This is a genomic window from Streptomyces griseoruber (assembly GCF_001514205.1).
Lineage (GTDB): Bacteria > Actinomycetota > Actinomycetes > Streptomycetales > Streptomycetaceae > Streptomyces > Streptomyces griseoruber.
In genome coordinates this window covers 535,274-548,428 of record NZ_KQ948763.1, presented here as the reverse complement: position 1 = coordinate 548,428, position 13,155 = coordinate 535,274, and the positions used below count along the sequence as shown (strand labels likewise).

General features: G+C 73.1%; 10 protein-coding genes and 1 pseudogene. 6 read left to right on the top strand and 5 right to left on the bottom strand.

What is annotated here, in order from left to right; all coding sequences use genetic code 11:
- Nucleotides 1-87: 87 nt before the first annotated feature.
- Both AQJ64_RS02305 and AQJ64_RS02300 read right to left on the bottom strand, forming a co-directional pair.
- Complete coding sequence (locus AQJ64_RS02305; RefSeq protein WP_055635431.1) at nt 88-456, bottom strand: helix-turn-helix domain-containing protein; 369 nt, start codon at nt 454-456, stop codon at nt 88-90.
- Nucleotides 453-716, bottom strand: coding sequence for a hypothetical protein (locus tag AQJ64_RS02300; protein WP_055635430.1), 264 nt, complete (start codon nt 714-716; stop codon nt 453-455). The genes AQJ64_RS02305 and AQJ64_RS02300 overlap by 4 nt, the downstream gene beginning before the upstream one ends.
- A gap of 192 nt (nt 717-908) precedes the next feature.
- Between AQJ64_RS02300 and AQJ64_RS02295 the strand changes: the two genes are divergently transcribed.
- The 3 genes from AQJ64_RS02295 to AQJ64_RS02285 all read left to right on the top strand — a co-directional run bounded on the left by AQJ64_RS02295 (nt 909) and on the right by AQJ64_RS02285 (nt 3,076).
- Nucleotides 909-1,748 carry a TIM barrel protein gene (locus tag AQJ64_RS02295; RefSeq protein WP_055635429.1) on the top strand — a complete coding sequence of 280 codons (840 nt, stop codon included), beginning with the start codon at nt 909-911 and terminating at the stop codon, nt 1,746-1,748.
- A 38-nt stretch (nt 1,749-1,786) separates the two neighbouring features.
- Entirely contained in the window at nt 1,787-2,668 is an 882-nt protein-coding gene (locus AQJ64_RS02290; RefSeq protein WP_276206678.1) for a 2-hydroxy-3-oxopropionate reductase, read from the top strand.
- Between the two features lie 162 nt (nt 2,669-2,830).
- On the top strand, nt 2,831-3,076 hold the full coding sequence (locus AQJ64_RS02285; RefSeq protein ID WP_055635427.1) for a hypothetical protein: 246 nt from the start codon (nt 2,831-2,833) through the stop codon (nt 3,074-3,076).
- Between the two features lie 101 nt (nt 3,077-3,177).
- Here AQJ64_RS02285 and gcl read toward each other — a convergent pair.
- A pseudogene (gcl, locus tag AQJ64_RS02280) lies at nt 3,178-4,792 on the bottom strand (glyoxylate carboligase).
- A gap of 171 nt (nt 4,793-4,963) precedes the next feature.
- Between gcl and AQJ64_RS02275 the strand changes: the two are divergent.
- A complete protein-coding gene (locus tag AQJ64_RS02275; protein ID WP_055635426.1) occupies nt 4,964-5,671 on the top strand; it encodes a hypothetical protein in 708 nt (235 codons plus the stop codon).
- 21 nt (nt 5,672-5,692) lie between these two features.
- On the opposite strand, the gene AQJ64_RS02270 is transcribed toward AQJ64_RS02275, so the two are convergent.
- Both AQJ64_RS02270 and AQJ64_RS02265 read right to left on the bottom strand, forming a co-directional pair.
- The gene (locus AQJ64_RS02270; protein WP_055635425.1) at nt 5,693-7,279 is read right to left on the bottom strand and encodes an AMP-binding protein; all 1,587 of its coding nucleotides are present in this window, start codon (nt 7,277-7,279) and stop codon (nt 5,693-5,695) included.
- Nucleotides 7,276-8,946, bottom strand: a complete 1,671-nt coding sequence (locus AQJ64_RS02265) for an AMP-binding protein (protein ID WP_055635424.1) — start codon at nt 8,944-8,946, stop codon at nt 7,276-7,278. The genes AQJ64_RS02270 and AQJ64_RS02265 overlap by 4 nt, the downstream gene beginning before the upstream one ends.
- Nucleotides 8,947-9,096: 150 nt before the next feature.
- Between AQJ64_RS02265 and AQJ64_RS02260 the strand changes: the two genes are divergently transcribed.
- Both AQJ64_RS02260 and AQJ64_RS02255 read left to right on the top strand, forming a co-directional pair.
- The gene (locus tag AQJ64_RS02260) at nt 9,097-9,936 is read left to right on the top strand and encodes a helix-turn-helix transcriptional regulator (RefSeq protein WP_055635423.1); all 840 of its coding nucleotides are present in this window, start codon (nt 9,097-9,099) and stop codon (nt 9,934-9,936) included.
- Between the two features lie 322 nt (nt 9,937-10,258).
- Nucleotides 10,259-13,078 carry an AAA family ATPase gene (locus AQJ64_RS02255; protein WP_055635422.1) on the top strand — a complete coding sequence of 940 codons (2,820 nt, stop codon included), beginning with the start codon at nt 10,259-10,261 and terminating at the stop codon, nt 13,076-13,078.
- Nucleotides 13,079-13,155 lie beyond the last annotated feature (77 nt).

The window sequence follows — 13,155 nt, the reverse complement described above, 5'->3', positions numbered from 1 at the left end:
GTCAGCTAACGCCTCCCCACGAGCCTACGTCAACACTTTGTTGAAAATTCCGGGTTACGGGACGCCGCACCCGCCGGAGCCCGCGATTCAGGCCCCTTTTTCCCGGTTGAGGTAGTTGTAGACCGTGAAGCGGCTCACCCCGAGGGCGCTCGCCACGGTCTCCACGCCGTGCCGCACGGAGAAGGCGCCGCGCGCCTCGAGTGTCCGGACGACCTCCTGCTTGGCCTTGCGGTCCAGGTCCGCGAGGGGCTTGCCCTTCCTGCGCTCCATGGCGGCCAGGATGTGGTCGAGGGAGTCGGCGAGCTGGGGCAGCCGCACGGCGACGACGTCGGCACCCTCCCAGGCGAGGACCACGTCGTCGGGGCCGGCCTCGTCGGGCGGGAGCATCTCGCCGCCCATCGCGTCGACCAGCGGCTTCACGGCCGCGATGAAGGGCTCGTCGCCGGTGCCGGTCACACACGCTCCCCTTCGCCGGCCGCGTCGACGACGTTGACCTGGAGGGTGATCCGGGTGGCGCCCGCGCCGAGCGAGCGGCGCAGCAGGGCGTCCACGGCGGCGATCACGGCCTCGGTGCCGCCCTCCGCGGTGTTGCCGAACGGCCCGACGTCGACGGCGTCCAGGTCGGCGGCCTCGATCACCTCGCGGGCGACCAGCGCGTGCGCGGGTGCCTCGTCGAGATCGAAGGGCTCGGTGGTGAACTCCACTTTCAGTCGCATCGCGCCCCACACCTTCCCCGACCGGCCTCACCAGGACCCCGACCTTAACGGACCGGGCGGGCGGGCGCCCTTGACAAGCCAGAACCTCACCGACACCCTTCCAGTAAGCAGAAAACAAATTCCGTCATACGGAAATCACGCGCGGCCACGACCGATACGGAACCACCGAGAGCGAAGGGAGCGCGGCGCCCCATGGGAATCGAAGACCGGCGCTTCGACGTCAACCTGTCGATCCTCTTCACGGAACTCCCGCTCCTGGAGCGCCCCGCGGCCGCCGCCGCGGCCGGCTTCACCGCGGTCGAGCTGTGGTGGCCCTGGGTCGACTCCCCCACCCCGGCCCGGCCGCAACTCGACGCCCTCAAGGGCGCGATCGAGGACGCGGGCGTGCGGCTGACGGGGCTGAACTTCTACGCCGGCCGGCTCCCGGGCCCGGACCGCGGTGCCCTCTCCCTGCCCGGCGAGGAGTCGGCGCGCTTCCGCGCCAACGTCGAGGTGGCCGCCGACTTCGCCGGCTCCCTCGGCTGTACGGCGCTCAACGCCCTCTACGGCAACCGCGTCGCCGGTGTGGACCCGGCCGAGCAGGACGCGCTCGCGCTGGAGAACCTCGCGCTCGCCGCCCGGGCCGCCGACCGGATCGGTGCGATCCTGCTGATCGAGGCCCTGAACCGGCACGAGTCGCCGCGCTGTCCCCTGGTGAGCGCGCAGGCCGCGGTCGAGGTCGCCGACCGGGTGAACGAGGCGACGGGCCTCGGCAACGCGATGTTCCTGATGGATCTGTACCACCTGGCGATGAACGGCGAGGACCTGCCCCGGGTGATCGAGACCCACGCGGCGCGGACCGGCCACGTCCAGATCGCCGACAGCCCCGGCCGCGGCGCGCCCGGCACCGGCTCGCTGCCGCTGGCGGACCTCCTCGACCGGCTGGCGAAGGCCGGCTACGACGGCTGGATCGGCCTGGAGTACCAGCCGGGCGGCCGTCCGAGCGCCGAGGCCTTCGACTGGCTCCCCCGCGAGGCCCGCGCCGCCCGCTGACCCCCGCACGAGAGGCATGCCCCCATGAGCAACGCCCCCTGCCCAAGGTCGCCTGGACAGGTCTCGGCATCATGGGCTCCCCCATGTCCGAGAACCTGCTCAAGGCGGGTTACGACGTCACCGGATTCACGCGGGAGCAGGACAGGCTGGACCGGCTGGCCGCCGCCGGAGGCACGGCCGCCGCCTCGATCGCCGAGGCCGTGCGGGACGCCGAGGTGATCGTCACGATGGTGCCGGCCTCCCCGCAGGTCGAGGCCGTCGCCCATGGCCCGGACGGCATCCTGGCGCACGCCCGCCCCGGCGCCCTGCTCATCGACATGTCCTCGATCACCCCGCAGACCTCCGTCGAGCTGGCGAGGGCGGCGCGGGAGAAGGGGATCCGGGTCCTGGACGCCCCCGTGTCCGGCGGTGAGGCCGGGGCGGTCGAGGCCGTGCTGTCCATCATGGTCGGCGGCGAGCAGGCCGACTTCGACGCCGCACGGCCGCTCTTCGCGGCGCTCGGCAGGACCGTCGTGCGGTGCGGGCCGCACGGCTGCGGGCAGACCGTGAAGGCCGCCAACCAGCTGATCGTCGCGATGAACCTCCAGGCGTGCGCCGAGGCCGTGGTCTTCCTGGAGAAGTCGGGCGTGGACCTGGGGGCCGCGCTGGACGTGCTGAACGGCGGTCTCGCCGGCTCGACGGTCCTGACCCGGAAGAAGGACAACTTCCTGCGGCGCGACTTCCGGCCGGGCTTCCGGGTCGATCTGCACCACAAGGACATGGGCATCGTCACCGACGCGGCCCGTACCGTCGGCGCGGCCCTGCCGGCCGGTGCCGTGGTGGCCCAGCTCGTGGCCTCGCTGCGGGCCCAGGGCGACGGCGGCCTGGACCACTCGGCGCTGCTGCGCGCCGTGGAACGCCTCTCCGGCGCCGTGGTCTGACGCCCGTCCCCGAGAACTCCGGGCGGTGCCGCCGCCGACATCTGTCATGTCGCGCCCAGGCGGCGACACCGCCCGGACACCACCGGAGGACGACGGGGAGACACCGGGAGGAGCGGTCCGTTTCCGCGTGCGGATCCGCCCCGTCGGCGGGACGCTGAAGGCATGGCACATCCAACGGAGCATCCGCATGTCGTGGTGCATCCGCCGGCCCTCGACGGTTCCCGGCGGGTGACCGAGGGCGACCAGACGCTGGGGATCGCCACGCACGCGGACGACGTCAGCGAGATCCTGCGCCTGGCCGATCTGTATGTGACCGATCTCGAGGAGGGCGACTTCATCGAGTGGCAGGGCGGTGGGCCCGACGACTGGCCGGGGCTGTCGGAGCACCACGGACAGCAACCGGCGTAGAGGGCGGATGCCCGCCGGCACGGGGGGGTGGTGGACTTGGCGGACGTCCGTGACGGAGGGCGCGGGGGGACGGCCGCCGGGCGGCCGTCCCCCCGCGCGCATCAGGTCGCCAGCGGTCTGATCGAGGTCGGGGCGTGGCCCGGTTCGGTGGCGAGTTCCTCGAACTCCACGACCTCGCCGATGTCGTCGGTGACGCTCATGGCGATGTTCGTGACCCGCTCCAGGACCGCCTCGACGACGACCGGCACCCGGAACTCGGCGGCGAGCTTGCGGGCCCGCTCGAAGGCCGCCCCCAGTTCGTCCGGGTGCGTCGCCCGGATCGCCTTGCAGCCGAGGCCCTCGGCGACCTTCACATGGTCGACGCCGTAGACGCCCAGCTCCGGCGCGTTGAGGTTCTCGAACTCCAGGCTGACCTGGAAGTCGATGTTTGCTGGGCGCCGACCGCCAGCTCCTCGATCATGAACTGGAAGTCGTAGTCGCCGGAGAGGGCGACGACCTGGGCGTCCGGGTCGGCCTTGGCGACGCCGAGCGCCGCCGGGATCGTCCAGCCGAGCGGGCCCGCCTGGCCGCAGTTGATCCAGTGGCGCGGCCGGTGGACGTGCAGCAGCTGGGCGCCGGCGATCTGGGAGAGGCCGATGGTGGTGACGTAGCGGGTCTCGGGCCCGAAGGCCTTGTTCATCTCCTCCCGACGCGCTGCGGTTTGATCGGGACGTCGTCGAAGTGCGTACGGCGCTGGAGGGCGGCCCGCCGGTGCTGCGCGGCCGCCGCCCAGGCGGTCCGGTCGGGCAGGGCGCCCGCGGCCTTCAGCTCCTTCGCCGCCTCGACGAACAGGGCGAGGGCGGCCCCGGCGTCGGAGGGGATGCCGTAGGCGGGGGCGAAGATCCGGCCGATCTGGGTGGGGTCGATGTCGACGTGGGCGAAGGTGCGGCCCCGTGTGTAGACGTCGAGACGGCCGGTGTGGCGGTTGGCCCAGGGGTTGCCGATGCCGAGGACGAAGTCGGACTCCAGGAAGGTCGCGTTGCCGTAGCGGTGCGAGGTCTGCAGACCCACCATGCCGGCGTTCAGCTCATGACCGTCGGGGATCGCGCCCCAGCCCATCAGGGTCGGGACGACCGGAGTGCCGGTCAGCTCGGCGAACTCCACGAGGAGTGCGCAGGCGTCGGCGCCGATGATCCCGCCGCCCGCGACGATCAGCGGGCGCCGCGCGGCGTTCACCATGCCGAGCGCCTTGTCGATCTGGGCGCGGGTCGCGGCCGGCCGGTGGATCGGCAGCGGTGCGTAGGTGTCCGGGTCGCACTCGATCTCCGTGAGCTGGACGTCGACCGGCAGGTCGATCAGGACCGGACCGGGCCGGCCGGAGCGCATCAGGTGGAAGGCCTGCTGGAACACACCGGGGACCTGGGCCGCCTCCAGGACGGTGACCGCCATCTTGGTCACCGGCCGGGCGATCGCGGCGATGTCGACGGCCTGGAAGTCCTCCTTGTGGATCACGGCGGTCGGGGCCTGGCCCGTGATGCACAGGATCGGGATCGAGTCGCCGGTCGCGGAGCAGAGCCCGGTGATCATGTCGGTGCCGGCCGGTCCGGAGGTGCCGAGGCAGACGCCGATGTTGCCGGGGTGGGTGCGGGTGTAGCCCTCGGCCATGTGCGAGGCGCCCTCGGCATGGCGGGCGAGGGTGTGGTCGATGATCTCGACTGCCGCGCGGGCAGCGGTCATACGAGCCGTCGCGTGCTCCTCTTCGGCTGTGCGAATCGCTCTCCCGTCGCGCCCACCGTGAGAACTTCCACTATGTGGAAAATGTTTTCTTCTATCTGGAAGCAATGTAAAGGGGTGCCCGAAGGTCGTCAAGACACGGACAGGAGGGGGCCGGAGGAGGACGATGGGGCCATGTCCGAGAGCGTGCCGGTGCGCTGCCCGGCCTGCCGGCGCGAGCGCCTCTACACCGTGCCGTCCTATCTGTGCGCGTGCGGCGCCCCCGTCGCCCCGGCGCTCGATCCGGGGGCGGCACCGACGGCCGTCGTGCACCGCGCCTGGGACGAGGACTGGGTCACCCTGCACTGCGGCACCTGCGGCCGCGACGGCCAGTGGCCGCACCCGGAACTGGGCTGCCCGTGCGGTACGGCGCTGCGGCTGCCGGTGACCGGGACCCGGCCCCGGCGCGCGCAACCCGAGGCACCGCGACGGGAACCGGAGGTGGAGCCCGCCGGGCCGCACCGCCCCGCCTTCCGCTCCGTCACCATCCGGACCGCCCTCGACGCGGTCACCGCGGCCGCCCTCTATCTGCGCTGGCTGGGCCACGGCGAGGTCCGGCGGGCCGATCAGCGGCCCACCTCGGGGATCGGTCTCGCCGCCGCCGGACTGCTGGCCCAGGTCGACCCGAGTGTGCGCCCGGCCGCGCTGCGGGACGTGGAGTGTCTGTGGCTGACGGCGATGACCCAGTCCGCGGACTGTGTGTACTTCTCCCTCGCCGGGTACGCCGACGAGGCCCGGGCCGGCGCCGACCGGCTGCGGGTCCCGCTGTTCCTGCTGGACCTGACGGGCACCCCGCAGCCGGTGAACGCGGCGGCCGCCGCCCTCCACGCCCGGGGCGCCTGAGGCGACGGCCGCCGCCGGGCCTCAGACGCCGTACGTCTCCCGCAGCTCGATCTTGCGGACCTTCCCGGACACGGTCATCGGGAACGCCTGAAGCACCTGGAGCCTGCTGGGCACCTTGTAGTGCGCGAGCCGCCCCTCGCAGTGGGCGCGCAGTTCCTCGAGGGTCGGCGGGTCGGCCGGGTCGCTCGGGACGACACAGGCGAGGACCTCCTCGCCGTACCGCTCGTGCGGGACGCCGACCACCTGGACGTCCTGGATCTTGGGATGGCCGTAGAGGAACTCCTCGATCTCGCGCGGGTAGATGTTCTCGCCGCCCCGGATGATCATGTCCTTGATGCGGCCGACGATCTCCAGGTAACCGTCCTCGCGCATCACCGCCAGATCCCCGGTGTGCATCCAGCGGCCCGCGTCGATCGCCTCGGCGGTCTTCCCCGGCTCGTTCCAGTAGCCGAGCATCACGCTGTAGCCGCGGGTGCACAACTCGCCCGCCGTGCCGCGCGGTTGTGTCACCCCGGTCGCGGGGTCGACGACCTTCACCTCGATGTGCGGGAGCACCCGGCCGACCGTGCCGGTGCGGTGCCCCAGGTCGTCGTCGCGGCGGGTCTGGGTGGAGACGGGCGAGGTCTCGGTCATGCCGTAACAGATCGACACCTCGGCCATGTTCATCTCCGAGACGACCCTCTTCATCACCTCCACCGGGCAGGGCGAGCCCGCCATGATGCCGGTGCGCAGGGTGGAGAGGTCGTACGACGCGAAGTCGGGGAGGTTGAGCTCCGCGATGAACATGGTCGGCACGCCGTACAGGGAGGTGCAGCGCTCCTGCTGGACCGCCTCCAGGGTGGCCCGCGGTTCGAAGGAGGGGGCGGGGATCACCATGCAGGCGCCGTGCGAGGTGGCCGCGAGGTTGCCCATCACCATGCCGAAACAGTGGTAGAAGGGCACCGGGATGCAGATCCGGTCCTGCTCGGTGTAGGCGATCATCTCGCCCACGAAGTAACCGTTGTTGAGGATGTTGTGGTGGGAGAGGGTGGCCCCCTTGGGGAAGCCCGTGGTCCCCGAGGTGTACTGGATGTTGATGGGGTCGTCGCAGGACAGGTCCGGGAAGGGCACCGGCCTGGCCCGGGCGGTCAGGGCCTCCCAGCTCGGATCCCCGATGAAGACCGTCTCCCTCAGCTCCGGGCATCCGCCCCGCACCTGCTCGACCATCGCCCGGTAGTCGCTGGTCTTGTGCCGCAGCGAGGCGAAGAGCAGCGAGACCCCCGCCTGGTTGAGGACGTACTCCACCTCGTGGGTGCGGTAGGCCGGGTTGATGTTCACCATGATCGCCCCGATGCGGGCGGTGGCGTACTGGACCAGGACCCACTCCGGGCAGTTGACCGCCCAGATGCCCACCCGGTCGCCCTTGGCGATCCCGCTCGCCAGCAGCGCGTACGCCAGCTCGTCGACGTCGGCGGCGAACCGGGCGTAGGTCCAGCGCCGTCCCGAGGGCACGTCGACGAGCGCCTCGCGGTCCGGCCAGGCGGCCACCGCCCGGTCCAGGCTCGCCCCGATGGTGTCGCCGAGCAGGGCGGTCCCGCTGGTCCCGTGTGTGTAGGAAAGCCTCCTCACCGGAAGTCCTCCTCGCGGTACTCGCCGGCCGAGCCGGCCGCCGTCGCCTCGCGGAGCTCGATCCGGCGGATCTTGCCGGAGACGGTCTTGGGCAGCGGGGCGAACTCCAGACGGCGGATGCGCTTGTAGGGGGCGAGGACCTCGCGGGAGTGCTCGAAGAGCACCTTCGCCGTGTCCGGACCCGGCTGCCAGCCCTCCGCGAGGACCACGTACGCCTTCGGTACGGCGAGGCGCAGCTCGTCCGGCGCGGGCACGACGGCCGCCTCGGCCACCGCCTCGTGCTCCAGCAGCGCGCTCTCCAGCTCGAACGGGCTGATCTTGTAGTCGGAGGCCTTGAACACGTCGTCGGCGCGGCCCACGTAGGTGATGTAGCCGTCGGCGTCGCGGGCGCCGATGTCGCCGGTGCGGTAGTAGCCGCCGGCCATCGCCTCCGCCGTACGGTCGGGGTCGCCGTGGTAGCCGGTCATCAGGCCCACCGGCCGGGCCGACAGGTCGATGGCGATCTCGCCCTCGGTCGCGCCCGGGGCGCCCGAGACGGGGTCCAGCAGCTCCACCCGGTAGCCGGGGCTCGGCCGGCCCATCGAGCCGGTCTTCAGCTCCTGCCCGGGGCTGTTGGCGACCTGTACGGCCGTCTCGGTCTGCCCGAAGCCGTCGCGGATCGTCACCCGCCACGCCCGCCGCACCTGCTCGATCACCTCGGGGTTGAGCGGCTCGCCGGCCGCCACCACCTCCCTCGGCGGGGTGCCCAGCTGGGTCAGATCGGCCTGGATGAGCATCCGCCACACGGTGGGCGGGGCGCAGAAGGTGGTGACACCGGCCCGGTCCATCTCCGCCATCAGCCGGGCCGGGTCGAAGCGTGTGTAGTGGTGGATGAAGACGGTCGCCTCCGCGTTCCACGGCGCGAAGAGGTTCGACCAGGCGTGCTTGGCCCAGCCCGGCGAGGAGATGTTCAGATGCACGTCACCGGGCTTCAGCCCGATCCAGTACATCGTGGCCAGATGCCCGATCGGGTACGAGGTGTGGGTGTGCTCGACCAGCTTGGGGCGGGCGGTCGTACCGGAGGTGAAGTACAGCATCAGGGGGTCGTCGGCGAGGGTGGGGCCGTCGGGGGTGAAGCCGGCGGGCGCGGCGTACGCGCCCTCGTACGCCTGCCAGCCCTCCGGCGCGCCGCCGACCGCGATCCGGGTGTAGCCGCCGGGCACCTCGTCGAACTTGCCGGTGTCCTCGGAGCGCGCGAGGACGTGCGCGACCCGGCCGCGCTCCACGCGGTCGCGCAGGTCGGCGGGGCCGAGCAGCGGGGTGGCCGGGATGACGACGGCGCGCAGCTTCATCGCGGCCAGCGCGGTCTCCCACAGTTCGGCCTGGTTGCCGAGCATGACGAGGATCCGGTCCTCGGCGGCGACCCCGTGCCCGCGCAGCCAGGTGGCGACCCGGTCGGAGCGGTCGGACAGCTCGGCGAAGGTCAGCCGGGTCTCGGTGCCGTCCTCCTCGACGATGTGCAGGGCGGTGCGGTCGTTGCCGCGCGCGATGACGTCGAACCAGTCGAGGGCCCAGTTGAAGTGCTCGGGGCGGGGCCAGGTGAAGCCCTCGTAGGCGGCGGTGTAGTCCTCACGGTGTTCCAGCAGGAAGTCCCGCGCCCTGCGGAACTGCTCGGTGGCCGTCGTCATCGGTGTCCTCCTAGGTGCCGGGCCATTGCCGGGCGGCTCTCTGCCATCGTGTAATCCGTGATGCAGGTCTCACTACCCCCGAACGGGGGGAGTGCGGTGCGCGGGGGTGACATGTGGGATCATCCCCAGCCACGCGGAAAGGGCGAGGACGTGGCAGCAGACCCAGCCGGTACGGCGGAGATCCGCGGGGCGCTGGCGCGCCTGCGGCGCATGACGGGGCTGCCGGTCGCCTTCGGCGGCCTGGTGGAGCCGGGGCGTGCCCGGATGCGGATCAGCGAGTTCAGCGGCGCGACCACGTTCGCGCTCAGCGGCCTCCACGTGATCTCGGGCAACGGCCTCGGCGGCAAGGCGGTCGCGCGGGCCCGCCCGTGCGCGGTGACCGACTACTCGCTCTCCCGGCAGATCAGCCACGAGTACGACGCGGTGGTCGCCGAGGAGGGGCTGCGCTCGGTGCTGGCGATCCCGGTGGTGGTACGGCGCCGGGTGCGCGGAGTGCTGTACGGCGCCCTGCGCACCGCCCAGCCGCTGGGCGACCGCACGCTGAACGCGGCCGTCGACGTGGCGCGGGACGTGGAGCAGGCGCTGGTCGTCGAGGACGAGGCGCGCGGACTGCTGGCCGATGCCCGGTCCAGGCCCGCTCCCGACCCCGCCGGCGGGCCGGGGCCCGGCTGGGAGCAGGTGCGCGAGGCGCATGCCGCGCTGCGCGCGCTGGCCCCGAGGATCGGTGACCCGGCGCTGCGCGCGGAGCTGCTCGAGGCGTGCGGTCTGCTGACCCCGGGCGAGGCCGGTGAGCAGGCCGTGCTCGCCCCCCGTGAGCTGGATGTCCTCGCGTGCGTGGCGACGGGCGCGACGAACGCGTCCGCGGCCGACCGCCTCGGTCTGCGGCCGGAGACCGTGAAGGCCTATCTCCGCTCGGCGATGCGCCGCCTGGGCGCCCACACCCGCGGCGAGGCGGTGGCCGCGGCCCGCCGGTCGGGGCTCCTGCCCTAGGCTCCCGGGTCCGTCGGCTCCGTCCCGCGGGTCCCCCGGTCCGGTCCCCCGGGTCCGGTTCTCCAGGTCCCTCGAGTGGTTCCCGTCGGTAACAAGGGCATGGAAGAGTGCTCCCACACCTGTCGCGGCGCCCGGCGCGCGGGGGGTCGGGAGCGATGGGATCAAGCCAGGGAGGGGCCACCACGACGACTACTCATTCATTCGCCGCCGCAGTGAATTTACTTATGCGTAACGTTGTTATCTCCCTCACCACGCCGTCCCTCCGAATTTCAAAGAGACGTTGCCTAGAATTTGGCCCGGACACGACACTCGGAAGGGAGCGGTGACCGTGCGACGGGACTTCAAGGAGCCTGCCAGGTGCCGCCCCGACCTGGTCATAGGCAGGGAGGAGCTGTTCACCTCCGCCCGTGACCAGTTGGCGCGCGGCGGCAGTGTGCTGCTCCACGGACCCGCCGGAATAGGAAAGTCGACCGTGCTGCGGGCATTGACCGCGGATTACGGCGACGCCGCGCACACCGTGTTGCGCTGCTCGGCGACCGAGTCCGAATCCCACCTCCCCTTCCTGGCCCTGGCCGACCTGTTCGGCCTGGTCCTCGACGAGATCTCGGACAAGCTGCCGACCGCCCAGCGCACCGCACTGGAATCGGCCCTGACCGGCCGCGGCGAGTCCACCCTGCAACGCGACGGACTCGCCCTGCGCCTCGCCGTGCTCTCCGCCCTGCGTGCCCTCGCGGCCTCCGGCCCCGTCCTGCTCGTCGCCGACGACCTCCAGTGGCTGGACTCGGCCAGCGCCGAACTCCTCGGCTTCGCCGCCCGCCGGCTCGGCGACACCCCCGTCCAGCTGCTCTGCGCGGTCCGCACCGAGGGCCAGGAGTACGACCGCCATCTACGCGCGTCCCCGCCCGACACCCTCGCGGTCCGCCTCAACCCGCTCTCCCGCGCCCAGGTCTCCGCCCTGCTCGACCACCGCGGCTACACCGACCTGCCCCGCTCCACGGTCCGCGAGATCCACCGCACCAGCGGCGGCAACCCCCTGTTCGCGCTGGAACTCGGCCGGGCGCTCGGCGAGAGCCCGACCCCGCCGCGCCCCGGCGAGCCGCTGCCGGTGCCGACCTCGCTGCGCGCCCTGGTGCTCAGCCGCCTCGACATGCTCTCCGACGAGGCCCGCCGCACCCTGCTGGTGGCCAGCGCCGGCGCCCGCCCCACCCTGGCCCTGCTGCACGCGGCCGGCCGGGAGAACGCCGAGGCCGAGACCGCCCAGGCCGCGCAGCTCGGGCTGCTCGCGACCGAGCCCGAGGGCCCCGCCGTACGGTTCGCGCATCCGCTGATCTCCGCGGCGCTGTACGCGGAGGCGCCCGTGCAGGAGCGCCGGGCCGCGCACGCCGCGCTGTCCACCGCCGCCTCCGACCCGATCGAGCGGGCCCGCAACCTCGCCCTCGCCACCACCGGCACCGACCCGGAGGTGTCCGCCCGGCTCGCCGAGGCCGCGGCCCTCGCCCGCGACCGCGGCGCCCCGTCCGTGGCCGCCTCCCTCGGGCTGCTCGCCGCCCGGCACACCCCGCCGGACGGCACCCCCGCCCCGGACGAGCACCGGCTGAAGGCCGCCGAGGACGCGATCACCGCCGGCGAGGTGGACCTGGCGCGGGACATCGCCCGCGAGGTGCTGACCCGGGCCACCGTGCCCGCCGACCGGATCCGCGCCTGGGAGGTGGTCATCGAGTCCGCCGGACAGGCCCTCGGCGACGTCGACGCCGTCTTCCCGCAGGCCCTCGCCGACGCCGGCGACGACCCCCGGCTGCTCGCCCTGGTCCACTACCACCTCGCCTGGCGCACGCTGATCGTCGAGGGTGACTTCTCCGAGGCCCGCCAGGAGGCCGCGCACGCGGCGGAACTGGCCGCGCGCGGCGGCGACCGGCGCACCGAGCTGATGTCGCTGTCCTTCCAGGCCCACACCGAGACCCTGATGGGCCATCCGAACGCGCCCAGCACCATCAAACGGGCCCTGAAAGAGCCTCAGGACCCGTATGTGGCGTGCCATCACAACGGCGTCGGCGCCGCCCGGTTCCGCTGGCTGCTGATGAGCGACCAGCTGCCCGAGGCCCGGGCCACCATCACCACGCTGCTGCGCGAGGTGCGCCGGCGCGGCATGGTGGAGAGCGAGGTGCACTTCCAGCGCTTCCTCGCCGAGACCGAACTGCGCTCCGGGCACTGCGGACGCGCCCTCGACCTGTCCCGCGAGAGCCTGCGCCTGGCCCGCGACTCCGGCATCGGCCTCGGCGCGTCCGCGATGCTCGCCTCCCTCGCGGAGGCCTCCGGCGGCGATCTGGACCGGGCGCTGGCCCTCGCCCGGGAGGCCGCCGACCGCGCCGAGGAGGACGGCGACCAGATGTACCTCTCGCGCGCGCTGGCCGCGCTGGGCCACGCCCAGCTCGTGGCCGGCGACGCGGCGGCCGCGGTCGGCTCGCTGCGCCGGGTGCGGGAGCTGGAGACGGGACTGCGCATCACCGACCCGGCGCGCGGCCGCTGGCACGGCGACCTCGCCGAGGCCCTGGTCCGCGTCGGCGAGCCGGGCGAGGCGCAGGACGTCATCGACGTCGCCCGCGAGCAGGCGCTGCGGCTCGGCCGGGAGAGCGTCCTCGCCGTCCTCGACCGGGCGGAGGCCCTGGTGCGGGCCGCGCACGGCGACCACGAGGGGGCGCTGGCCCGGCTGACGTCCGTTCAGGACCGGCTGGCCAAGCTGGGCTACGGCCTGGAGGAGGCGCGGGCCGCGTTCGCCCTGGCCCGGCTGCGCGCCCCACGGCCCGGTCCGACGTCGTACGACGAGGCGGCACGGCTGTTCCGGCGGTGCCGGGCGCTGCCCTGGCTGCGACAGGTCGACGCGGCAGCGGCGGCGGGCGCCACCGGAGCGGTGCCGGTCGCCCCGCAGGCGCCGCCCGCCTCCGACGCCCTGGAAGGCCTGGCCTCGATGGAGCGTCAGGTGGCCGCGCTGGTCATGGAGGGCGCGACGAACCGGGAGATCGCGGCACGGCTGTTCATCAGCGTCAAGACGGTCGAGGCGACCCTGACCCGGGTCTACCGCAAGCTCGGGATCCGCTCCCGGGTGGACATCGTCCGGCTGGCGGCGGGGCGTCACGCGAAGTGAGCCACACGGGGGTTAACTGCCGTACGCGGGTTGACGAGGGGCGCCCGCGGGCCGACCGAGGGTTTTCCCTGCCCCGA

Coding starts and splice junctions, on each gene's coding strand:
- AQJ64_RS02300 (WP_055635430.1), bottom strand. CDS start 716: ATGCGACTGAAAGTGGAGTTCACCACCGAGCCCTTCGATCTCGACGAG.
- AQJ64_RS02295 (WP_055635429.1), top strand. CDS start 909: ATGGGAATCGAAGACCGGCGCTTCGACGTCAACCTGTCGATCCTCTTC.
- AQJ64_RS02285 (WP_055635427.1), top strand. CDS start 2,831: ATGGCACATCCAACGGAGCATCCGCATGTCGTGGTGCATCCGCCGGCC.
- AQJ64_RS02275 (WP_055635426.1), top strand. CDS start 4,964: ATGTCCGAGAGCGTGCCGGTGCGCTGCCCGGCCTGCCGGCGCGAGCGC.
- AQJ64_RS02265 (WP_055635424.1), bottom strand. CDS start 8,946: ATGACGACGGCCACCGAGCAGTTCCGCAGGGCGCGGGACTTCCTGCTG.